The organism is Microbacterium sp. FW305-3-2-15-F-LB2, from assembly GCF_058787255.1.
Map to the genome: position 1 here is coordinate 3147042 of NZ_JBYSZO010000001.1, position 20646 is coordinate 3167687.

Genomic DNA, 20646 nt, shown 5'->3' on the forward strand with positions numbered 1-20646 from the left:
CCGCATCGCGATACGCGGGGGTGCTTCCTTTCGCTACTGTCGACTCGCCCCGACCACTGGAGATCGCCATGGCTCAGACCTTCACCGACATGCCGCTGGACCTGCTGCACGAGTACCGCCCCGAGCTCCTCGAGCCGGAGGGACTGGATGCCTTCTGGACCGAGACCCTGGCCGAGGCGCGCGCCGCCGCTCGCCCCGCGACCCTAACTCCCGTGGCGGGTCCGGTGCGCGCGCTGTCGGTGCACGACCTGACCTTCACCGGGTACGCCGGAGACGAGATCCGCGGATGGGTCGTTCGCCCGCATGGCGACGAACCGCTGCCGGCGGTCGTGGAGTTCATCGGCTATGGCGGTGGCCGGGGTCTGCCCGGCGACAAGATCGCCTGGGCGGCAGCCGGATACGTCCACGTCATCATGGACACGCGCGGTCAGGGTTCGACCTGGAGCATCGGCGACACCCCCGACCCGCACGGGTCCACCGCCGCCTACCCCGGCGTCATGACCCGCGGCATCCACGATCCCCGCGAGTACTACTACCGCCGCCTGTACACCGACGCCGCTCGCCTGGTCGACGTCGTGCGCGAGCTGCCGGGAGTGGATGCCACCCGCGTCGCGGTCACCGGCGGCAGCCAGGGCGGCGCGCTGTCGATCGCCGCGGCGGCACTGTCGGGCGACCAAGTGGCCGCGGTCATGCCGGACGTGCCGTTCCTGTGCGACATCCCGAACGCGATCGTGCGTACGCCCTCCGCGCCGTTCACCGAGGTCACGCGCTGGCTCTCGATCCACCGCGACGACACGGCGGCAGCCCTGCACACGCTGTCCCACATCGACGGGGCGATCCTCGCCCGACGCATTCAGGTTCCCGCGTTCTTCTCCGTCGCCCTGATGGATGACATCGTGCTGCCGTCCGGCGTCTTCGCGGCGTTCCACGCCCTGGCATCCGAGGATGCGGCGATCGAGGTGTACCCCTACAACGGGCACGAGGGCGGCGGGACGCGGCACTGGGCGCGCCAGGTCGCCTGGCTCGACGCCCGCTTCGGCCTCGGCTGACGCGGGGCCCACCGAGAGCTGAGGCGCTTGGGCCCGACCGACAGGGCGCCCGCCGAGGACTGAGGCACGGACCCGCGCCGGTCGGGACGCGGGGCCCACCGAGAGCTGAGGCACGGACCCGCGGCGGTCGCGGTGCCCCGGCCGGGCGGGGCTCAGCGCCAGTCGCTCGGCGCGGGCCGCTTCGTCGAGGGGAGGGCGGAGGCCGCCGCCCAGTCGTGCACCCACGGTTCGACGTCGGGCACGCCCTCGGGGCGTTCGATCGCGGCGAAGAGTTCCTCGTGGGGCACGGTGCCGCCCGAGCGGCGCAGGATGCGGGCCCGGATGATCGCGCGCGCGAAGATCTCGCCGTCGACCACGGCGCGGTGCTCGAGGTAGACGGCGCGGTCGTCGTGGCCGAGCATGCGCGTCTCGAGCTCGAACCGCTGCCACAGCTCCAGCGACCGGCGGAAGGTGATCGTCTCGGCCGCGACAACCGCGTACCACCCGTGCGCTTTCATCGCCCCGGCGATCCCGGTGCGCGTGAGCAGGTCCCACCGCCCCAGATCGAACAGCGACAGGTACCGCCCGTTGTTCAAGTGGCGCAGCAGGTCGATGTCGGTCGGGAGGACGCGCACGCGCATCCGTCCGATCGTGTTCGGGTCGATGGGCCCTTCGCGGCGCAGACGACGCCGCGCGCGGAGGAGGACGAGGAGGGTGCGCCAGAGGACGTTCACGAGCCGCGAGCGTAGTGATTCGCCTACGACTCGGCGATTCCTTTGTGCACAGCAGACAACGCGGCCGGCTCGGGCGGCCGTGGTGGGTACACCCAGGCCACCAGGACGACCGAGACGATCATCAGCAGGAACCAGGAGGACAGCTTCGACGCGTCGACCGGATGCCATCCGCCCACCTGCGACGGGTAGAGCCACGCTCCGGCGTAGGTCGCGATGTTCTCGGCGAGCCAGATGAACACCGCGACCCCGGCGAAGGCGAGGAGAAGCGGCATCCGGAACGTTCCGCGGAAGAAGCGGAAGTGCATCGTCGTGCGCCACCAGAGCGCGACCACAACGAGCATGAGCACCCATCGCAGGTCGACGATCCAGTGGTGGGTGAAGAAGTTGGCGTAGATCGCGGCGGCCACGACCGCCGTGACCCACCGCCGCGGGTAGCGCGAGAACCGCAGGTCGAACAACCGGTAGACCCGCACCATGTAGCTGCCGACCGCGGCATACATGAAGCCGCTGTAGAGCGGGACGCCGCCAAGCCGCAGGACGCCGTCCGCCTCGTACATCCAGGACCCGACGTCGGTCTTGAACAGTTCCATCACCGTGCCGACCACGTGGAACAGCACGATGACGCGGAGCTCGCGCAACGTCTCGAGGCGGCCGACGACCATCGCCACCTGGATCGCGACGGCCGCGATCGTGACCGCGTCGTTGCGGGCGAGCACCGCGTCGTCGGGGTACCAGAGCTTCGCCGCGAGAACGACCGCGAGGAAAGCCGCGCCGAACACGCACGCCCACGCCTGCTTGAGCACGAACACCGCGAACTCGACGAGGCGCGCCCGTGCTCCCGTCGCGGGAGCGGAGCGCAGCAGCCGGTTCGCGAACGCGTCGATGCGAGCCTCGACCGACGTCAGGGCGGGGCGCGCGATCATGCCCGGGATCGTGGCACGCGAGTCTGGCAGGATGCCCCGCCCTAGCGCATCGCGGGGTCGTCGACGTTCGATTTCCCGGTCGCGGAACGTCCGCGTAGAGTCGCGCCATGACTGCGGAACCCCGAACCGACATCGTCGTCCGTCCGGTGCGCGATGTGGATGCCGAGGCCCTCGGCCGCGTGCACGCGACGTGCTGGCACGAAACGTACGACCACCTCATCAGCACCGCCGCGCTCGAAGCGGTCTCCCCCAAGCGCATGGCCGAGCTGTGGACCCACTGGGCCTCTCAGGGCGAGGACTACCGGATGCGCGCGGCGCTCGTCGACGGCGAGATCGTCGGCTTCGTCGGCTCCGGCCCGGCCCGCGAGGACGACGCCCCCCGCGCGCGCGAGCTGTACTTCATCTACCTGCTCGACGCCTACCACGGGACGGGCATCGGCCAGCAGCTCTTCGACGCCGCCGTCGACGAAGGCGAAGCACTCTACCTGTGGGTCGCCGAGGACAACCCCCGCGCCCACCGCTTCTACGCACGCAACGGCTTCGCGCTGGACGGCGCGTCGCACGTCGAGCCGTTCCTCGGTGAGGAGCTCACCGAGGTGCGTTTCGTCCGCTGACGTGCTGCAGATCTGGGCTCTGGAGGGCATCGGCGAGATCTCGCCGGGCACCGACCTCGTCACCGTAATCCGGGCGGCGATCGACGCCGACTCTCGCGACGGCTCCGATCTGCGTGACGGCGACATCGTCGTCATCACCAGCAAGATCGTGTCGAAGGCCGAGGGCCGCATCCTCCGCGCCGACGACCGCGAGGACGCGATCACCCGCGAGACCGTCCGGCTCGTGGCATCCCGCACTTCCCCGGCGGGACACGTGACGCGCATCGTCGAGAACCGTCTCGGGATCGTCTCGGCCGCCGCGGGCGTCGACGCCAGCAACACCCCCGAGGGAACCGTGCTGCTGCTGCCCGAAGACCCCGACGCGTCGGCGCGTCGCATCGCCGAGGGGCTCCGCGCGGCCGGCCCCCGTGTCGGCGTGCTCATCACCGACACCCTCGGCCGAGCCTGGCGCGAAGGTCAGACCGACCACGCGATCGGCGCCGCGGGCGTGCACGTGTTCGAGGACCTGCGCGGGACGGTGGATGCCGAGGGCCGCCCGCTCATGGTGACGCTGCCGTGCGTGGCCGACGAGATCGCCGGTGCCACCGACCTCGTGAAGGGGAAGGCCGCCCGCCTCCCCGTCGCCGTCGTGCGCGGGCGCGCCGACCTCGTCGGCGACCTCGACCTGCCCGGAGCGCGCTCGATCGTGCGCCCGGCCGAGCGCGACATGTTCGCCCTCGGCTCCGACGAGGCCTACGCCGCCGGCTTCGCGGCGGGCCGAGCCGCCGACTGACCCGCCACTGATCCGCCGCCGACCCGCCACTGACCCGCGCCGGTCGGGGCGGCGTCGCTGCTGCACACCCCTCGTCCCACTTTTGGCGGTGCGTGTCCCACTTATGGTCACTCCCACCGCCTCCAAGCAGCCATAAGTGGGACGAGGTTCAGCGGGGCGGGGGGTCAGCGGACGCCGCGCGCGGTGAGGGCCTCGCCGAGCTGGTCGGCGTGTCGAAGCGACAGCACGACGAACGGCACCACGCCCGCGCGCAGCGACGGGCGGACGCCCCGCGCGCGCTGCGCCTCCCGCACCTCGGCGGCGAGCCGCGCGAGGACGGGGATCGTCGTGATCGTCACCGCGAGGAGCAGCGCTGCGCGCTCGGCATCCATCCCGATCCGGCGGAGCGGCCCGAGGCCGCGCTCGAGGGCGTCGAGCATGTCGTCCACGCGCGTCGTGAGGGGCAGCAGCGCCGCGACGAGAAGAGCAGCCGCGACGCGCGCGGTGTTGGCCAGGGCGGGCTCGGGACCGAGGAAGAGCAGCTGGCCGATCGCGGTGACCGCGATGATCCAGCGAAGACCCCAGACCTGTCGACCGAGCTCACGCAGGCCGACTCCCGAGACCAGGTAGGCCGCGAGCACCGCGCCGGCGCACACCGCCGCCGCCCACGCGACCGTCGGCAGGGCGGCGAGCGCGACCGCCGCGACGGCGAGCAACAGCATCTTCGGCCCCGCGGGCAGGCGGTGCAGGATGCCGTCACCCGGACGGTAGAGGCTCAGCACGCCAGGGCCCGCTCGTAGGTGTCGACGACCTCGGATGCCACACCCGCCGCGGTCACGCGCCCGTCGGTGAAGAGCACGGCGGCGTCGCACCGCCGCGCCAGGCCGAGATCGTGGGTGACGAGGACGAGCGCGTGGCCGGTGTCGGCGAGAAGGTGGTCGGCGACACGGCGAGCGTTGCGCGCGTCGAGGAAGGCCGTCGGCTCATCGGCCACCACGAGGTCGGGCTCTCGCACGAACGCACCGCACAGCGCGAGCAATTGCTTCTGTCCGCCGGAGAGGTCGTGCGCGGGCCGCTCGGCGAGGTCGGTGAGCCCGAACCGGTCGAGGGCGCGGGCGACGCGCTCCGCGCGCTCCGCCCTGGGCAGACGCTCGGGGCGAAGCGAGAAGGCGACGTCCTCCGACACCACCGGCATGACGATCTGCGCGTCCGGATTGCTCAGCACGAGGGCCACACGGCGGCGGTGCTCGGCGGCGTCCCGATCCGGATCGAGTCCGAGCACCCGCACGTCGCCGGTGTCGCGGCGGACGAGACCGGCGAGCACGCGGGCGAACGTCGACTTCCCCGAGCCGTTGTCGCCGATCACCGCGATCGTGCGGGCCTCGAGATCGAGGGTCACGCCGCGCAGGACCTCGCGCCCGTCGAGGCGCACGCCCACATCACGACAGTGCAGGATCACGCGTGGACGGGCTCCTCGACCGGCGCCGCTCGCCACTGCCGACGGAATCCGCGCGGGTACGCACGCACGAGGAGCGTCACGACGATCGTCGCGATCGCGGCCTTCAGCAGATCGCCGGGCAGGAAGATGAGGCTCGCCAGGACGGTGTCTCCGAGCGGCAGGCGCGTCACGAGGCTCTGCACGGGGATGCCGAGCGCGTAGATCGCCACGACACCGCCGGCGACCATCGCGATCGCGGTGCGCCACCAGACCGGGCGTCGATTGCCCGCGTGGACGATGAGTCCGACCACGATCGCTCCCAAGATCCAGCCGAGTGCGTAACCCGCGGTCGGCCCGACGAACACCGCGAACCCGCCGCGGCCGCCCGCCAGCAGCGGAAGCCCGACGGCAACGAGCACGAGGAGGACCGTGACCGACAGCGCGCCGAGCCACGGCCCGAGGATCGCGCCGGCGAGCATCACGCCCAGGGTCTGCGCGGTGATGGGCACACCGCCGAACACGGGGAAGCTGCCCGGCAGACCCAGGACCGCGATGAAGGCGGCGAGCACGGCCACGCGGGCCAGGTCGGTGGCATCCGGAGCGCGGAAGCGGGAGGGGGAGGTCATGTCGATCCTTACCTGAACGGTGTTCACCTGAACGGCGTTCACTATACTCATATCCGTGACGCCCCCCGCACGCCCTCGCGGCCACTCCGCCGACGACGTCGCTCGGGCGGCGTTGCGGATCCTCGACGACGACGGGCTCGCCGACCTCACGATGCGCCGTCTCGCGACGCGGCTCGACGTCCAGCCGAGCGCGCTGTACTGGCACTTCCCCAACAAGCAGTCGCTCCTCGCCGAACTGTCCGACCGGATCGTCGGGCAAGCGGCATCCCTCGTGCGCGGATCCGGCGTCGTCGCCGAAGCCCGCGCCCTGCGGGACGCGTTGCTCGCCTACCGCGACGGAGCCGAGGTCGTCTCGAGCACGCTCGCGCTCGGCCTCGGCTCGACCACCGCCCTGGATCGCCTCGCCGCCGCCGTGACCGCTGAGGGCTTCTCCCCCGAGGTCGCGACCCGTGCCGCGACGACCCTGCTGCACTTCGTCCTCGGCCACGTCTGGCACGAGCAGCAACGCCTGCAGTACGACAGCGTCGGTGTCGTCGCCCCCGGCGCGGCGCACGTCCCCGATGCCGACTTCGCGTTCGGTGTCGAGCTCATCCACCGCGGCCTGCACGCCGCGGCCGCTGCACGGCCGGCGTAGCGCGCCCGGGTAGGCGCCGCGGGCGCGCGCGCCGGCGTGGGCGCCACAGGGCGGCGCCCAACGCACACGATCCGGTCGAGAGCGCCCGATCGGGACGTCCGCATCGTGTGCGCTCGACCGGATCGTGTGCTCTCGCGGCCGGCGCCCACCCGCGCGGCCGGAGCCCACGCGCAGCGCCGGCGCCCACGCGCGCGGCCGACGCCCAGGCGACGCGTCAGCGCTGCTTGACGTCGCCGAACAGGCGCGCGACCGGGATCAGCAACGACGGACGGGCCGCGATCCACGCGGCCGCCATCATCAGCAGGGATGCCGCGAACAACAGCAGACCGGTGGGGTCGGCGGCGAAGGCGTCCGGGTCGACCGAGCCGCGCGCGGCGTACATGTGGTCGAGGTTGCGCAGCGCGCCGGTGGCGAGCACGAGGAACACGTGCACGGCGATGAAGACGACGAAGAACAGCATCACGGGGAAGTGGATGCGACGCGCCCACTCCGCGGGGAACAGACGGTTCAGACGCTCGGCGCCCTTCGGCCACACGCCCGAGAGCCGCACGCCCGTGACGATCGCGAGCGGCGCCGCGACGAAGGTGATCGCGAAGTACGACAGCTGCTGCAGGCTGTTGTAGTTCACCCAGCCGTTCTCGGTCGGCCAGTCGAGCGCGGCGTACTGCAGCGCGGCCGACACCGCGTTCGGGAAGACCTCCCACGACGTCGGGACGATCCGCATCCACTGCCCCGTCGCGAAGAGCAGCACGACGTACACGACGCCGTTGGCCATCCACAGGACGTCGATCGCCTGGTGGAACCACAGCGCGAGGCTGATGCGGCGCCGCTTGTTGCCGCGCGGCGACCAGAAGGCATCCGGGCGCTTCTGTCGGCGGAACTGGAGCCCCGAACGGATGACGAGCAGGAGGAACAGGCTGTTCAGGAAGTGCTGCCAGCCGAGCCACGCCGGGATGCCGACGGGTGCGACGTCCGGGAGCGCGTACGTCCCGGGGTAGGCGGCGAGGAAGTCGCGGAACGGCCCGAGCGACACGAGCACGCGAGCGATCAGCACGACGAACGCCGCGAGCCCGAGCGCCGCCGCGCTCAGGAGCACGACGGATCCGATCCATTGCGCGACCGTGAGATCGCCGAGGACGCGCGACGACCCGCGCTGCGGGTTGCGGGGTGTGGAGGCCATCTACTTCTCAGGGCCGGAGCGAGGACTGACCTCCCGACGATACCGAACCCGCCCGTCTCCCGACCGCGCGCGGCGCGGGATTGGTCGCCGAACGCGACGGTGGTAAGCGCCCGTCTCCCTCACCGGTGGGAGAAGTTCGGTCCGCGCTTCTCGCGGAACGCCGCCATGCCTTCCTTCTGGTCGGCGGTGTCGAAGAGGGAGGCGAACGCCTGCCCCTCGAAACGCAGGCCCTCGGCCAGGGTCGACTCCAGCGCCACGTCGAGCGCCGCCTTCGCCGCGTACAGCGCCGGAAGCGACTTCTCGGCGATCGTGCGTGCGACCGCCTCTGCTTCGTCGAGCAGGTCAGCGGTGGGAACGATCCGCGAGACCAGACCCGCCCGTTCAGCCTCGGCGGCGTCGATCATGCGCCCTGTGAGCACCATGTCGGCGGCCTTGTAGGAGCCGATCGCCCGCACGAGGCGCTGCGTGCCGCCCAGGCCCGGGATGACGCCGAGCTGGATCTCGGGCTGCCCGAACTTCGCCCGGTCGGACGCCAGGATGATGTCGCACATCATGGCGAGCTCGCACCCGCCGCCGAGGGCGTAGCCCGACACCGCAGCGATGACGGGAGTGCGCACCGCGGCGAAGCGCCGCCACGGCCCGAAGTGGTCGGTCAGGGTCATGTCGAGCCCCGACATCGACTCCATCTCTTTGATGTCGGCTCCCGCGGCGAACGCCTTCTCGGAGCCCGTGACGACGATCGCCCCGATGTCGGGAGCGTCGTCGAACGCCGTGGCCGCCGCGACCACCTCGACCATGGTCTGCGAGTTCAATGCGTTGAGCGCCTCGGGGCGGTCGAGGGTGATCCACCCCACCCGCCCGCGCTGCTCGACCCGGATCGTCTCGTACGCGGCGTTGCGGTCGCCGGCATGCTCGTCGGTCATGTCACTCCCGTCGTGATCGGTGGCCTTCCCTGGCATCGTCGCACGCTCCCCCGACATCGCCGGAGGGCTTCCGCTCACCGTCGACGCGTGATCAACCCGTCGCCACCCCGAAGAGCGCGCCGACCCCGTACGTCGCGCCGAGCGCGAGCGCGCCACCGATGACGGTGCGCAGGATCGCACGGCCGCGGCGCGCGCCGCCGATCCACGCGGCGAGATAGCCGGTGACCGCGAGCGCGATGAGCACGGCGACGAACGTCAGCGGCACGCGCGCCTCGACCGGGACGAGCAGGATCGTCAGCATCGGCAGGATCGCCCCGATCGTGAACGCCACCGCCGAGGCGAGGGCGGCCGCCCACGGGCTGACCACGTCGTCGACGTCGATGTTGAGCTCGACCGACAGGTGGGCTTTGAGGCCATCGGATGCCGTGAGCTCGGTCGCCACGCGCGTCGCGGTCTCGCGGCTCAGGCCCTGCGCCTCGTACAGCCCGACGAGCTCGGCGAGCTCGGCCTCGGGGTCGTCCGCGAGCTCGCGGCTCTCCTTCTGGATGAGGGCGTGCTCGCTGTCGCGCTGGCTCGACACCGATACGTACTCGCCGAGCGCCATCGAGATCGCGCCACCGACGAGGGCGGCCAGCCCCGCGATGAGGACAGGACCGACCTCGCTCGTCGCGCCGGCGACACCGACGACGACGGCCGCCGTCGACACGATGCCGTCGTTCGCCCCGAGGACTCCCGCACGCAGCCAGTTCAGGCGCTGCGCGAGTCCCTGGCGGTGCGGTTCATCGGGATGCGCTCCGGCGGGCGAATCGGTCACGCGATCAGGCTAGTCCCGCGGGGAACCGCGTCGATCCGATCGGTCGCATCGCGGCATCCACCCCCGTCCCTTCCCGCCCCGTTCACCGGGATGTCACCCCCACTGGGCACAGTGAAGGCGTTCGGCGCCCCCGCACCGCTCGTTCCACCCCATCCCCGCACCCGAGGACATCCATGCCTTCGACGTTCCTCCGCCGCGCCGTCGCACTGACTGCGACCGCCTCGGCGGTGTGCGCGCTCGCCCTCTCGAGCGCGACGGCGGCTTCGGCCGCCCTCGTCCCCACACCCATCTCGAACAGCGCGTCCGGCGCGGCGATCGGCCTGACCCCGGTCGGCTCCTACGACACCGGCGTCTACAAGGAGTCCGCCGCCGAGATCGTGCAGGCGTACCGCGATCGCCTCTTCGTCGTGAACGCCCAGGCGGGCACCGTGACGGTGCTCGACAACAGCGATCCGTCGAAGCCGACGAAGCTGTTCGATATCGCCTCGGACGGCGTCGCCAACTCCGTCGCGGTCCGCGACGATGGCCTGGGCGTCGTCGCCTTCGAGGCCGAGGACAAGACCGCCGCCGGTCACCTCATGTTCTTCGACGCCAACAAGGACGACGCCGCGGGCGCGAAGCTCGGCGAGGTCACCGTCGGAGCCCTCCCCGACATGGTGACGTTCTCCAAGGACGGCACTTACGTCGTCGTCGCCAACGAGGGCGAGCCGGCCGACAAATTCTCCGTCGACCCCGAGGGTTCGGTCAGCGTCGTCGCCGTGGCATCCACCCTCACCGCTCCGGCGCAGACCGCCGTCAAGACCGCGGGGTTCCGCGCGTTCGAGCCGGGCGGGTCCAAGACGCTCGACCCGAAGGTCCGCGTCTTCGGCCCCGACGTCGCCGCGCCCGACCAGGGCACGACGCCGCTGTCGGCGAACCGCGTCTCGCGCAACCTCGAGCCCGAGTACATCACCGTCGATGGCACGGTCGCGTACGTCACGCTGCAGGAGGCGAACGCGGTCGCGACGGTCGACCTGACCAAGGCCGAGGTCACCGGCATCCTGCCCCTCGGGTACAAGGACTGGGGCGCCGCCGGGAACGCGCTCGACACGAGCGACAAGGACGGCAAGATCGACATCCGGTCGGTGCCGGGCCTGAAGGGCCTGTACATGCCCGACGGGATCGCCTCGTACTCGGCGAGCGTCGACGGCAAGGCCGCGACCTACCTCGTCACCGCCAACGAGGGCGACGGCCGCGAGTGGGGCGACTTCATCGACGAGGCCCGCATCAAGGACTTCGGCAAGAACGACCTCGCCGCGATCTGCGAGACCTCCCCGCTGGCCGGCCGCGCGGCCGATGCCGATCTCGGACGCCTCAAGGTCGTCACCGACCTCGGCAAGACCGCCGACGGCTGCTACAGCGAGCTCTACGCCTACGGCGGGCGCTCGTTCTCGATCTGGGACACCAAGGGTGCCCTCGTCTTCGACTCCGGCGACGACTTCGAGCAGAAGCTCAAGGAGGTCGCTCCCGAGCTGTTCAACGTCTCGAACGACAACAACACCGTCGACGACCGCAGCGACGACAAGGGACCGGAGCCCGAGAACGTCGCGATCGGCGTCGTGGACGGCCGCACCTACGCGTTCATCGGTCTCGAGCGCGCGGGCGGCGTCATGGTCTACGACATCACCGACCCGAAGAACGCGACGTACGTGACGTACGTGAACAACCGCGACGCCTCCGCAGACGTGAAGACGGCCGCGGCCGGCGACCTCGGCCCGGAGGGCATCGCCTTCGTCTCCGCGCTGCGCTCACCCAGCGGCATCCCGCTGCTCATCACCGGCAACGAGGTCTCGGGTTCGACCACCGTCTTCGAGGTGCGCCCGACGCAGCCGAAGACCCCCGACCTGCAGATCCTGACGATCAACGACTTCCACGGTCGCCTGCTGCAGGAGACCGGCGGCGTCGCGGGCGCGGGAGTGCTCGCCGGCGCGGTCGAGAAGTACCGCCAGCAGAACCCGAACACGCTGTTCGTCTCGGCCGGTGACAACATCGGCGCGAGCGCGTTCGAGTCGTTCATCGACCAGGACACCCCGACCATCAAGGCCCTGAAGGCTGCGACGCTCGACGTCAGCGTCGTGGGCAACCACGAGTTCGACCGCGGCTTCGCCGACCTGACCGACCGGGTCATCCCGGCCTACGGCGGGAACAACGGTGACTCCAGCGACTTCGCGCTCGGCGCGAACGTGTACGAGAAGGGCACCAAGACCCCCGCCCTGAAGCCGTACACGATCAAGGACGTCAACGGCACGAAGGTCGCCTTCGTCGGCACCGTCACCCGCCAGACCGCCGGCATGGTCGACCCCTCGAAGATCACCGAGATCGAGTTCGGCGACCAGGTCGAGGCGGCCAACCGCGAGGCGAAGAACGCCCGCGCGGCCGGCGCCGACGTCGTGATCCTCCTCGCTCACGAAGGATCCGAGGGCACGGATTGCAGCAAGATCGCCACCGAGTCCGGCGACTTCGGCGACCTCGTCCGGGGCGCCTCGAGCGACGTGGATGCCATCGTCTCGGCGCACACGCACCAGAAGTACGCGTGCACCATCGGCGGTCGCTCCGTCATCCAGACGGGCCAGTACGGCACCAACCTCGGCCTGCTCGACATCGACCTCGACGACGCCGGCACGCTCGTCTCGATCACGCCGGGCGTGCGGGCGCTGAACGACTCCACCGTCTCGCAGTGGATCGCCTACCCGCAGACCCACGTCGCGAAGATCGTGGCGGATGCCAAGGCCACCGCCGACGTGAAGGGCCAGGTCGAGGTCGGTACCATCACGGGCGACATCACGCGTGCGGTCAACTCCTCGGGCGGCGAGGACCGCGGCGCCTACTCGACGCTCGGCAACACCGTCGCCGACGTGTACCTGTGGGCGACGAGCGAGAACCCCTCGTTTAACGGCCAGGACGCGCAGATCTCGTTCATGAACCCCGGCGGACTCCGCGCCGACCTGCTGTACGGCACCGACAACGGCTCGGTCTCGTACCGCGAGGCCGCGAACGTGCAGCCCTTCGGCAACACGCTCGTGACCCTCTCGCTCACCGGCGCCCAGCTGAAGTCGGTGCTCGAGCAGCAGTGGCAGCCGGCCGGCGCGTCGCGCCCGGTGCTCGCGCTCGGCGTCTCGAAGGGCTTCACCTTCGAGTACGACCCGGCCGCCGCGGCCGGATCGCGCATCCTGTCGATGAAGCTCAACGGCACGCCGATCGACCCGGCCGCGTCGTACCGCGTCGTGACCAACTCGTTCCTCGCGGCGGGCGGCGACAACTTCACCGCCTTCGCTCAGGGCACGGGCAAGGCCGACTCGGGCCAGATCGACCTGCAGGCCACGGCGGACTTCTTCGCCGCCAAGGGCACGGTCGCGCCGTCGCCCCTGGGTCGGGCCTACCTGAAGGGCACGCAGCCGGTCGACGAGGGCACCACGCCCACGCCCACGCCGACTCCGACTCCCACCCCGACGTCGACCCCCACCCCGACGTCGTCCCCGACGCCGACGGCGACGCCGAGCGCCGCTCCCGGGCAGAAGGGCGCGCTGGCCACGACGGGTACCGAGGTTCCGTGGGGCCTGGCCCTCGGGGGCGCGTTCCTCGTGGTTGCGGGTGGCCTGGCCTTCGCCCTGCGCAAGCGCCGCACGATCTGACGCTCACCGCCGGAACGGCCCTCACCCTTCGGGGTGGGGGCCGTTCCGTCTCGCGTGAGGGGTCAGTTTCTGTCGCCTCGGGCACGACGAGGCGACAGAAAGTGACCCCTCACGCGGCTAGAAGCGCCGGAGCAGCGCGGCGAGGGCCTGACCGCCGCCGATGCACATCGTCACGACGGCGTACTCCAGGTCGCGGCGGTGCAGGTCGAGCGCGGCACGCACGGTGAGGATCGCGCCGGTCGCCCCGACCGGGTGCCCGAGCGCGATCGCGCCGCCGTACGGATTGACCTTCTCGGGGTCGAGGCCCGCGTCGCGGATCACCGCGACCGCCTGCGCCGCGAACGCCTCGTTCAGCTCGATCACGTCGACGTCGGCCGGCGTGAGACCGGTCTGATCCCACAGCCGCTGGAGCGCCAGCACCGGGGCGTAGCCCATGATCTCGGGGTCGACCCCCGCGGTGGTCACGGCTTCGAGCGTCGCGAGGCCCGTGAGCCCGCGCTCGCGCACGTCCTCCTCCCGCATGAGCACGGTCGCGGCGGCCCCGTCGTTGATCCCCGACGAGTTCCCGGCGGTCACCGTCCCCTCCCGCTCGAAGGCAGGCCGCAGCCCCGCGAGCACGTCGAGCGTCGTTCCGGGCCGCGGATGCTCGTCCACCGCCACCTCGACCGGCCGCTTCCCGCCGGTCGTCACGGGCACGATCTCCTCCGCGAACGCCGCGCGGCTGGCATCCAAGGCCGCCCTGCGCTGGCTCTCGACGGCGAAGGCGTCCTGCTCCTCCCGCGACACCGAGTACCGCGATGCCACGGTCTCGGCGGTCGTGCCCATGTGGCGGCCGCTGAACGGGTCGGTGAGGATCGCCAGCGTGCCGTCGAGGAGCGTCCGGTCGCCCAGGCGCGCGTTTCCGCGGGCACCGTACTCGAGGAACGGGGTGCGCGACATGCTCTCGTCGCCGCCCGCGACGACGACGTCGACGCCGCCCCAACGCAGCTCCTGCGCGCCCGACCAGATCGCCTGAAGTCCCGATCCGCACAGACGGTTCACGGTGAACGCGGGCACCCGGGTCGGCAGCCCCGCGGCGAGCGCGACGCGGCGGGCGTTGTACGCGTCTGGTCCGTTCTGCGCGATGCAGCCCATGACGACCTCGTCCACGGCATCCTTCGACACCCCCGCCCGTTCGAGTGCGGCGGTGACCGCGACGGCCCCGAGTTCGTGGGCGTCGACGCTCGACAGCGCTCCGCCGAAGGAGCCGATCGGAGTGCGCGCCCCCGAGACGAGGACGATGCGGGCGTCGTTCGAAGTCATGCGAACCTCCGGGCGGGGAAGGGGGATGACAGCATTGTGCCCGTCCTCCTCCGCCCCTGCGCGGCGGGAACGTCCCCTAGCGGGGGCGCGGACGTCGGTGTCACACTGGCCGCATGCTCGTCACCACCATGAACGATGTCCCCGGCCGCCAGATCGTCGAGGTGTACGGCGAGGTCACCGGCCTCACCGTGCGCGCGCGCAACATCGGCGTCCAGTTCGGAGCCGGTCTCAAGTCGATCTTCGGCGGTGAGCTGGAGGGGCTGACGAAGCAGCTGCAGGAGAGCCGCGACGAGGCGAAGCAACGCCTCGTCGAGCAGGCGCAGGCGCTCGGTGCCGACGCGGTCATCGCGATGCGCTTCGACACGAGCGAGGTCGCACAGAACTTCCAGGAGGTCGTCGCCTACGGCACGGCCGTCAAGCTCGGCTGATCCGCCGCGGTCGTCCGGTCCGGCCGGCGCCTCGCACCGGGCCGGCTAGATCGCCGAGACTTCATCGCGCCGACAACTGCCGCGCACCCCGCGGGGGTTTCGTCAGCGGAATGACGTTTCGCGGAAGCAGACCCGCCGCCGCCCAGCGCGGACGGCGAGCGAGACCCGCCGCCGCGGCGCGGACGGCGAGCGGACAGCAGCCCCGAGCCGAAGGCGAGCGGAGAGCAGCCCCGAGCCGACGGCCAGGGGTCAGCCCCACGACTCCAACGTCGCGGGGACGGATGCCAGCGTCGCCACCGCCGCGTCACGGTCGGCGCGGGCGAGAGTCAGCGCCGCCACGACGAGCGACGCACACACCGCGGACAGCGAGTCCACGGCATCCGATCCGAGATCGGGGCGCCGATCGGCGACGGCCGCGCGAATGGCCGCGCGCATCTCGGCGGCGTATCCCGAGACGAGGGCACGCACGTCGGCGTCGTCGGACGCGAGCGGCGACGAGCCGGCGTTGAGCAGCAGGCACCCGAGGCGCGCACGGGGGCTGTCTGCGGCGATCGCCGCGCGCATGTCCTCGACGTAGGCCTCCAGCGCGCCGGGATCGCCGCCGCCGAGGGGCCGCAGCCGCGTCCGCACGACGTCGTCGAGATACCCCGCGAGCACGGCGTCGAAGAGACCCCGCTTGCTGCCGAAGGCGTTGTACAGGCTCGACCGGGTGAGGCCGGTCGCCTCCTCCAGCTCCGTGATCCCCGCTTCGGCATAGCCGCGCTGCCAGAACACGTCGCGTGCGGCGTCGACGACGGCGCGGCGGTCGAACATCGGCATCCTGCCCATGGGTTTCCTTCTTCCGGGTCCGGGTCTATATTAGACCGGTCGTTACAAAATAACCACGGAGGAGTTCCATGCGCGCGATCGTGCACCCCCAGTTCGGCGAACCGGCCGACGTCCTGAGCGTCGAAGAGGTCGAGACCCCCGAGCCCGGCCCCGGTCAGGTGCGGCTGCGCGTCCTGCTCTCGCCGATCCACAACCACGACCTGTGGACGATCCGCGGCACCTACGGGTACAAGCCCGAACTCCCCGCCCGCGCGGGCACCGAGGCCGTCGGCGTGATCGACGCGCTCGGCGAGGGCGTCGATGGTCTGCAGATCGGCCAGCGGGTCGCCACCGGCGGCACCTTCGGCGTGTGGGCCGAGTACGTCGTCGCCCCGGCTGCCGGCCTCATCCCCGTGCCCGACGCCCTGCCCGACGAGATGGCCGCCCAGCTCGTCGCGATGCCCTTCAGCGCCATCAGCCTGCTGCACTCGCTCGACCTGAAGGACGGCGACTGGCTCGTGCAGAACACCGCCAACGGCGCCGTCGGACGCATGGTCGCGCAGATCGCGAAGGCGCGTGGCATCCATGTCCTCGGCCTGGTCCGCCGCCAGAGCGCCGTCGACGAGCTCGCCCAGCAGGGCATCGAGAACGTCGTGTCCACCGACGCGGACGACTGGCGCGAGAAGGCCCTCGCGATCGTGGACGGCGGACGTGTCGTCGCCGGCGTCGACTCGGTCGGCGGCTCGTCGGCGAACGACGTGCTGTCGCTGCTATCCGACAACGGCACGCTCGTGATCTTCGGCTCGATGGGTGCCGGCAAGCTCGAGCTGTCCGCCGGCGACATCATCTTCCGCCAGGCGACCGTGAAGGGCTTCTGGGGCAGCGTCGTCAGCAAGACGATGGATGCCGAAACCCGCGGCGCCCTCTTCGGCGACCTGTCGCGCTACCTCGCCGACGGCACCGTGACGCTTCCCGTGGCCGCGACGTTCGCGCTCGAAGACGTCCGCGACGCCGCGGCCGCGAGCTTCTCGCCGCGCGTGGGCAAGGTGCTGCTGCGCCCGTAATGCTCCTCGCTCGAGTGTCCAGGACACGCCGTTGCTGCCCACCCGCACACGGCGTGTCTTGGACACTCGGCGTTGCGGGCGTGGCGTGCGCCGAGTTCCGATGGCTGACCGACCGGGCCGAAGTCCTGAGAAGTCGCGCCGCCGAACGCTCCCGCCCGCGTCGGCGCGCGGCTGTCGCCGTGGTCGCGCAAGGTTTCTCAGGAGTTCGGCCCGCCCGCGCCGGGTTCCGGCGCCACACAGCCTCAGGCCAGCAGGCGCTCCAGGGCGTCGAGCAGCGGGCGCTGGCCCTTCACGAGCCGTTCGCGCGCGGCATCCAGGCCCGTCCACTCGGCGCGGTCGACCTCGGGGAACGACGCGGTGCGTCCCGAGCGCGGCGGCCATTCCATCTCGAACTCGCCGAAGACGAATCCGGATGCCTCGAACCCGGTGCCGTCGGCGGCGAACACGACGAGCTTCTTGCTCGAGGTCGCCGCGAAGGTGCCGAGCTCGGCCCACTCCCCCGCGGGCGGCTCGACGCCCAGCTCCTCCAGGAACTCGCGATGCGCGGCATCCCGCGGCTCTTCGGCACTCGGCTCGAACTCGCCCTTGGGGATCGACCAGGCGCCGGCGTCCTTGCGCGCCCAGAACGGGCCGCCCATGTGCGCGACCAAGACCTCGAGCGCGGGATGCCGCCGGTACAGCAGCAGCCCCGCGCTCCACGCGACCATCAGACGCCTGCCGGAACGCGCGCGGCTTCGTCGGCGATCACGTCGGCCCGCTTGCGGAACGTGCGGGCCGTGACCCGGTCGAGCGCGATCTGCCCGCGCATGCGCTCGGCCTTCTCGTACAGCGAGGGACCACCGAATCCGGTGAGCACCTTCACGAGCACGGGCAGCAGCTCGATCATGAAGAACAGCGCCGCGATGAGCCAGTGCGCCCAGCGCAGCGTCGGCTCACGATCGGACAGTCGCTCGAGCGCGGTGATCTGGCTCAGCAGCCCCACCGCCCCCGCGTTGCCGTTCGCCACGGATGCCGCCCGGTCGTTGTACGCCGTCAGCGCCGCCTCGTACTGGGCGCGCGCCGCCGGCAGCTGATCCTGTGCCTGCTGCTTGTTCTGGTCGGCGGAGGCGGCGGCGGCCTCGGCGCCGGCGGAGTTCGCCGTGGCCAGCGACGACTGCGCCTGCTGGAGCTGGGTGGAGAGCGCGTCGTACGCAGACTGCGCCTGCGCGAGCTGCGCCTGCGCGGCCTCGGAGCTGGCGCCGTCGCCGGCGACACCGGTGCAGCCGGGGACCTGCCCCGCACCCTGCCCGGTCAGCTCGCACTGATACACCGCCCGCGCCTGGTCGATGACGGTCTGCTGTGCGGCGAGCTGCTGCGTCAGCTGGTCGACGGTCTGCTGCGCGGCGGCGGCCTCCGCGGACGTCGACGAGGTCCCGGCCACGATGCCCGTCGCGGCCTGGTTCTCGAGCGCTGCGACCTGGGCGCTGGCGGCATCCAGGGCCTGCTTCTCGGGGCCGCTCGTCACGGCATCCTGGTCGCTCAGCGCCTGCGTCACGTTGGTGGAGTTGACCTCGCGGTTGATGTCGTTCTGGAACACCTGCAGCACGAGCGGTTCGGCCACGACGATGCCGATGAGCGCCGCCATGATCACGCGCGGGAACGCCAGACCCAGCAGCCGGAAGATGTTCTTCGTCGACCGCATGGTCGAGGTGAGGAAGCGGTCGAGGTTGAAGATGATGAGGCCCCACACCAGCGCGAGCGGAATCGCGAGGAAGATGCTCACCCGCACACCCGTGAGCAGCGCGAACATCATCGACAGCGCCGAGACGAGGGCGGTCCCCGCCAGCACGAGGAACATCTGCACGAAGCGCGGCACCTCTTCGGGCACCTCGTCGAGCACGTCGTTGTCGGCACCACCGAGGACGGCCATGCGCCTCACGAGCGAGAGGCTCGGGCGGCGGGGGTCGGCGCGGCGCAGGCGCGGCGGACGGGGGCCGGATGCCACGGGCGCCGGGAACGGCGCGGCTTCGGGCCGCTCCGGCGCTGAGGCTTGGGGCGCTGGCGCCGGCTCGGGCTCCGGCTCGATGGCTTCCGGCTCGACGGCAGCGGGCTCGGCGACGGGAGCCTCCTCGGCATCCTCGGTCGACGGCTCGGCCGCGGCGGGCTCCGGTTCCGGCCACTCGAAGGGAGCGGTGTCGTCGTCACCGGCGGGCGGCGCACCCCACGGCTCGATGGGGTCGTCGGGGGTCACGTCGTCGGCGGCGGAGTCGGGCTCGTCGCGCTGCTGAGCGAGGATGTCGTCGAGGTACTGGGGCTCGCGTTCCTCGTCCGTCGTGAACTCGATACGGCCATCGGAGCCGAAGCGGCCCGGCCGGTGAGCGGAAAAGGACATTCGCACAGGGTACGACGCCCATCCTGCTTCCGCCTGAGCGGGTCCTGAGGCTCCGCCGAGGGGCCGCAGTGCGCGAGATCACTCCCTCTGCGCGAGATCACCCGCGATTGCGCCGAATATCGGGTGACCTCGGGAAGGACGGGTGAGCTCGGCGCACGCGCGCCGCCGCCGCGCCGCCGCCGCCGGGCCGCCGCCGCCGGGCCGCCGCCGCCGCCGCGCCGGCCCGCGGACACGCGAAGGCGGGCCGGGCGCGACGCCCGACCCGCCTGTGCGCGTGTCTCAGACCAGACGCTGCTTCGGCGACACCTCGTACGTGTTCTCGGGGTCGGAGAACACCGCGTCGCCGAGGGCCGTGTCGATCGCCGCGAGGGTGTCGGCATCGAGCGTCACGCCCGAAGCCTTCACGGTGTCGGCGAGCTGCTCGGGACGCGAGGCGCCCACGAGCGCCGCGGCGATGTTCGGGTTCTGCAGCACCCAGGCGATCGCGAGCTGCGGCATGCTGAGTCCCGCCGCGTCGGCGATCGGCTTCAGTCGCTGGACGGCCTCGAGCACGTCGTCGCGGAGGAACCGCTTGATGAAGTTCGCGCCGCTCTTCTCGTCGGTCGCGCGCGAGCCGTCGGGAACCGGCTGGCCCGGCAGGTACTTGCCGCTGAGCACGCCCTGTGCCATCGGCGACCAGACGATCTGCGAGATACCGAGCTCTTCGCTCGTCGGCACGACCTTGCCCTCGATGACGCGCCACAGCATCGAGTACTGCGGCTGGTTCGAGATGAGCTGGATGCCGAGCTGCTTCGCCAGCGCGTGACCCTCGCGCAGCTGCTCGGCGGTCCACTCGGACACGCCGATGTAAAGCGCCTTGCCCTGACGCACGATGTCGGCGAAGGCCTGGAACGTCTCTTCGAGCGGCGTCTCGTAGTCGAAGCGGTGCGCCTGGTACAGGTCGACGTAGTCGGTGCCGAGGCGCTTCAGAGACCCGTTGATCGAGTCCATGATGTGCTTCCGGCTGAGGCCGGTGTCGTTGGGGCCCATGGGACCGGTGGGGAAATAGACCTTCGTGAAGATCTCGACCGACTCGCGACGCTGACCCTCGAGGGCCTTGCCGAGCACGACCTCCGCCGCCGTGTTGGCATACGTGTCCGCCGTGTCGAACGTCGTGATGCCGGCGTCGAGGGCCGCGTGCACCGTCTTGATCGCGGCGTCGTCACCGACCTGCGAGCCGTGGGTCACCCAGTTGCCGAGGGTGATCTCCGAGATCTTGAATCCACTGTTGCCGAGGTAGCGATAACCAACCATGGGTCAACGCTATCGGCGGCATCCGACATCGAGGGCCGCTCGGGG

The 20646-nt window shown here is 71.4% G+C and carries 20 protein-coding genes; 7 read left to right on the forward strand and 13 right to left on the reverse strand.

The window, feature by feature from the left end:
- Positions 1–68: 68 nt before the first annotated feature.
- Positions 69–1049: an acetylxylan esterase gene (locus AC3WLZ_RS15125; protein WP_492470597.1), complete on the forward strand. Its 981-nt coding sequence runs from the start codon at positions 69–71 to the stop codon at positions 1047–1049.
- Between the two features lie 152 nt (positions 1050–1201).
- Here AC3WLZ_RS15125 and AC3WLZ_RS15130 read toward each other — a convergent pair whose 3' ends face one another.
- Together AC3WLZ_RS15130 and AC3WLZ_RS15135 are read right to left on the reverse strand one after the other, a co-directional pair.
- Complete coding sequence (locus AC3WLZ_RS15130) at positions 1202–1762, reverse strand: acyl-CoA thioesterase (RefSeq protein WP_412925735.1); 561 nt, start codon at positions 1760–1762, stop codon at positions 1202–1204.
- Positions 1763–1785: 23 nt separating this feature from the next.
- Positions 1786–2685 (reverse strand): DUF817 domain-containing protein, encoded by a 900-nt coding sequence (locus tag AC3WLZ_RS15135; RefSeq protein ID WP_492470598.1) that lies wholly within the window; start codon positions 2683–2685, stop codon positions 1786–1788.
- 107 nt (positions 2686–2792) lie between these two features.
- Between AC3WLZ_RS15135 and AC3WLZ_RS15140 the strand changes: the two genes are divergently transcribed.
- A complete protein-coding gene (locus AC3WLZ_RS15140; RefSeq protein WP_492470599.1) occupies positions 2793–3299 on the forward strand; it encodes a GNAT family N-acetyltransferase in 507 nt (168 codons plus the stop codon).
- Position 3300: 1 nt separating this feature from the next.
- Positions 3301–4071: a coenzyme F420-0:L-glutamate ligase gene (gene cofE / locus AC3WLZ_RS15145; RefSeq protein WP_492470600.1), complete on the forward strand. Its 771-nt coding sequence runs from the start codon at positions 3301–3303 to the stop codon at positions 4069–4071.
- Positions 4072–4235: 164 nt separating this feature from the next.
- Here cofE and AC3WLZ_RS15150 read toward each other — a convergent pair whose 3' ends face one another.
- From AC3WLZ_RS15150 to AC3WLZ_RS15160, 3 genes are read right to left on the reverse strand one after another with little or no spacing between them, the layout of a single operon-like run.
- Positions 4236–4832: a CbiQ family ECF transporter T component gene (locus AC3WLZ_RS15150; protein ID WP_492470601.1), complete on the reverse strand. Its 597-nt coding sequence runs from the start codon at positions 4830–4832 to the stop codon at positions 4236–4238.
- Positions 4826–5509, reverse strand: a complete 684-nt coding sequence (locus AC3WLZ_RS15155) for an energy-coupling factor ABC transporter ATP-binding protein (protein ID WP_492470602.1) — start codon at positions 5507–5509, stop codon at positions 4826–4828. Before AC3WLZ_RS15155 ends, AC3WLZ_RS15150 begins: the two co-directional genes overlap by 7 nt.
- Positions 5506–6114, reverse strand: coding sequence for a biotin transporter BioY (locus tag AC3WLZ_RS15160; RefSeq protein WP_412925741.1), 609 nt, complete (start codon positions 6112–6114; stop codon positions 5506–5508). Before AC3WLZ_RS15160 ends, AC3WLZ_RS15155 begins: the two co-directional genes overlap by 4 nt.
- 55 nt (positions 6115–6169) lie before the next feature.
- On the opposite strand from AC3WLZ_RS15160, the gene AC3WLZ_RS15165 reads away from it, so the two are divergent.
- On the forward strand, positions 6170–6748 hold the full coding sequence (locus tag AC3WLZ_RS15165) for a TetR/AcrR family transcriptional regulator C-terminal domain-containing protein (protein ID WP_492470603.1): 579 nt from the start codon (positions 6170–6172) through the stop codon (positions 6746–6748).
- Positions 6749–6962: 214 nt separating this feature from the next.
- On the opposite strand, the gene AC3WLZ_RS15170 is transcribed toward AC3WLZ_RS15165, so the two are convergent.
- From AC3WLZ_RS15170 to AC3WLZ_RS15180, 3 genes are all read right to left on the reverse strand, one after another.
- The gene (locus AC3WLZ_RS15170) at positions 6963–7928 is read right to left on the reverse strand and encodes a cytochrome b/b6 domain-containing protein (protein WP_492470604.1); all 966 of its coding nucleotides are present in this window, start codon (positions 7926–7928) and stop codon (positions 6963–6965) included.
- 119 nt (positions 7929–8047) lie between these two features.
- Complete coding sequence (locus AC3WLZ_RS15175; RefSeq protein ID WP_492470605.1) at positions 8048–8851, reverse strand: enoyl-CoA hydratase-related protein; 804 nt, start codon at positions 8849–8851, stop codon at positions 8048–8050.
- A 91-nt stretch (positions 8852–8942) separates the two neighbouring features.
- Positions 8943–9665, reverse strand: coding sequence for a VIT1/CCC1 transporter family protein (locus AC3WLZ_RS15180; protein ID WP_492470606.1), 723 nt, complete (start codon positions 9663–9665; stop codon positions 8943–8945).
- A gap of 173 nt (positions 9666–9838) precedes the next feature.
- Here AC3WLZ_RS15180 and AC3WLZ_RS15185 point away from each other — a divergent pair, with 173 nt between their 5' ends.
- Positions 9839–13336: a choice-of-anchor I family protein gene (locus AC3WLZ_RS15185; protein ID WP_492470607.1), complete on the forward strand. Its 3498-nt coding sequence runs from the start codon at positions 9839–9841 to the stop codon at positions 13334–13336.
- 117 nt (positions 13337–13453) lie between these two features.
- Here AC3WLZ_RS15185 and AC3WLZ_RS15190 read toward each other — a convergent pair whose 3' ends face one another.
- A complete protein-coding gene (locus AC3WLZ_RS15190) occupies positions 13454–14638 on the reverse strand; it encodes a thiolase family protein (protein ID WP_492470608.1) in 1185 nt (394 codons plus the stop codon).
- Positions 14639–14751: 113 nt separating this feature from the next.
- On the opposite strand from AC3WLZ_RS15190, the gene AC3WLZ_RS15195 reads away from it, so the two are divergent.
- Positions 14752–15066 (forward strand): YbjQ family protein, encoded by a 315-nt coding sequence (locus AC3WLZ_RS15195; RefSeq protein WP_492470609.1) that lies wholly within the window; start codon positions 14752–14754, stop codon positions 15064–15066.
- A gap of 249 nt (positions 15067–15315) precedes the next feature.
- Here the strand turns inward: AC3WLZ_RS15195 and AC3WLZ_RS15200 are convergent, their stop codons facing one another.
- Positions 15316–15894 carry a TetR/AcrR family transcriptional regulator gene (locus AC3WLZ_RS15200; RefSeq protein ID WP_412925748.1) on the reverse strand — a complete coding sequence of 193 codons (579 nt, stop codon included), beginning with the start codon at positions 15892–15894 and terminating at the stop codon, positions 15316–15318.
- Between the two features lie 68 nt (positions 15895–15962).
- On the opposite strand from AC3WLZ_RS15200, the gene AC3WLZ_RS15205 reads away from it, so the two are divergent.
- Entirely contained in the window at positions 15963–16937 is a 975-nt protein-coding gene (locus AC3WLZ_RS15205) for a zinc-binding dehydrogenase (RefSeq protein ID WP_492470610.1), read from the forward strand.
- 242 nt (positions 16938–17179) lie between these two features.
- On the opposite strand, the gene AC3WLZ_RS15210 is transcribed toward AC3WLZ_RS15205, so the two are convergent.
- The 3 genes from AC3WLZ_RS15210 to AC3WLZ_RS15220 all read right to left on the reverse strand — a co-directional run bounded on the left by AC3WLZ_RS15210 (position 17180) and on the right by AC3WLZ_RS15220 (position 20601).
- On the reverse strand, positions 17180–17644 hold the full coding sequence (locus AC3WLZ_RS15210) for an NUDIX hydrolase (RefSeq protein WP_492470611.1): 465 nt from the start codon (positions 17642–17644) through the stop codon (positions 17180–17182).
- The gene (locus AC3WLZ_RS15215; RefSeq protein WP_492470612.1) at positions 17644–19308 is read right to left on the reverse strand and encodes a DUF4407 domain-containing protein; all 1665 of its coding nucleotides are present in this window, start codon (positions 19306–19308) and stop codon (positions 17644–17646) included. The genes AC3WLZ_RS15210 and AC3WLZ_RS15215 overlap by 1 nt, the downstream gene beginning before the upstream one ends.
- Positions 19309–19587: 279 nt before the next feature.
- A complete protein-coding gene (locus AC3WLZ_RS15220) occupies positions 19588–20601 on the reverse strand; it encodes an aldo/keto reductase family protein (RefSeq protein ID WP_492470613.1) in 1014 nt (337 codons plus the stop codon).
- Positions 20602–20646 lie beyond the last annotated feature (45 nt).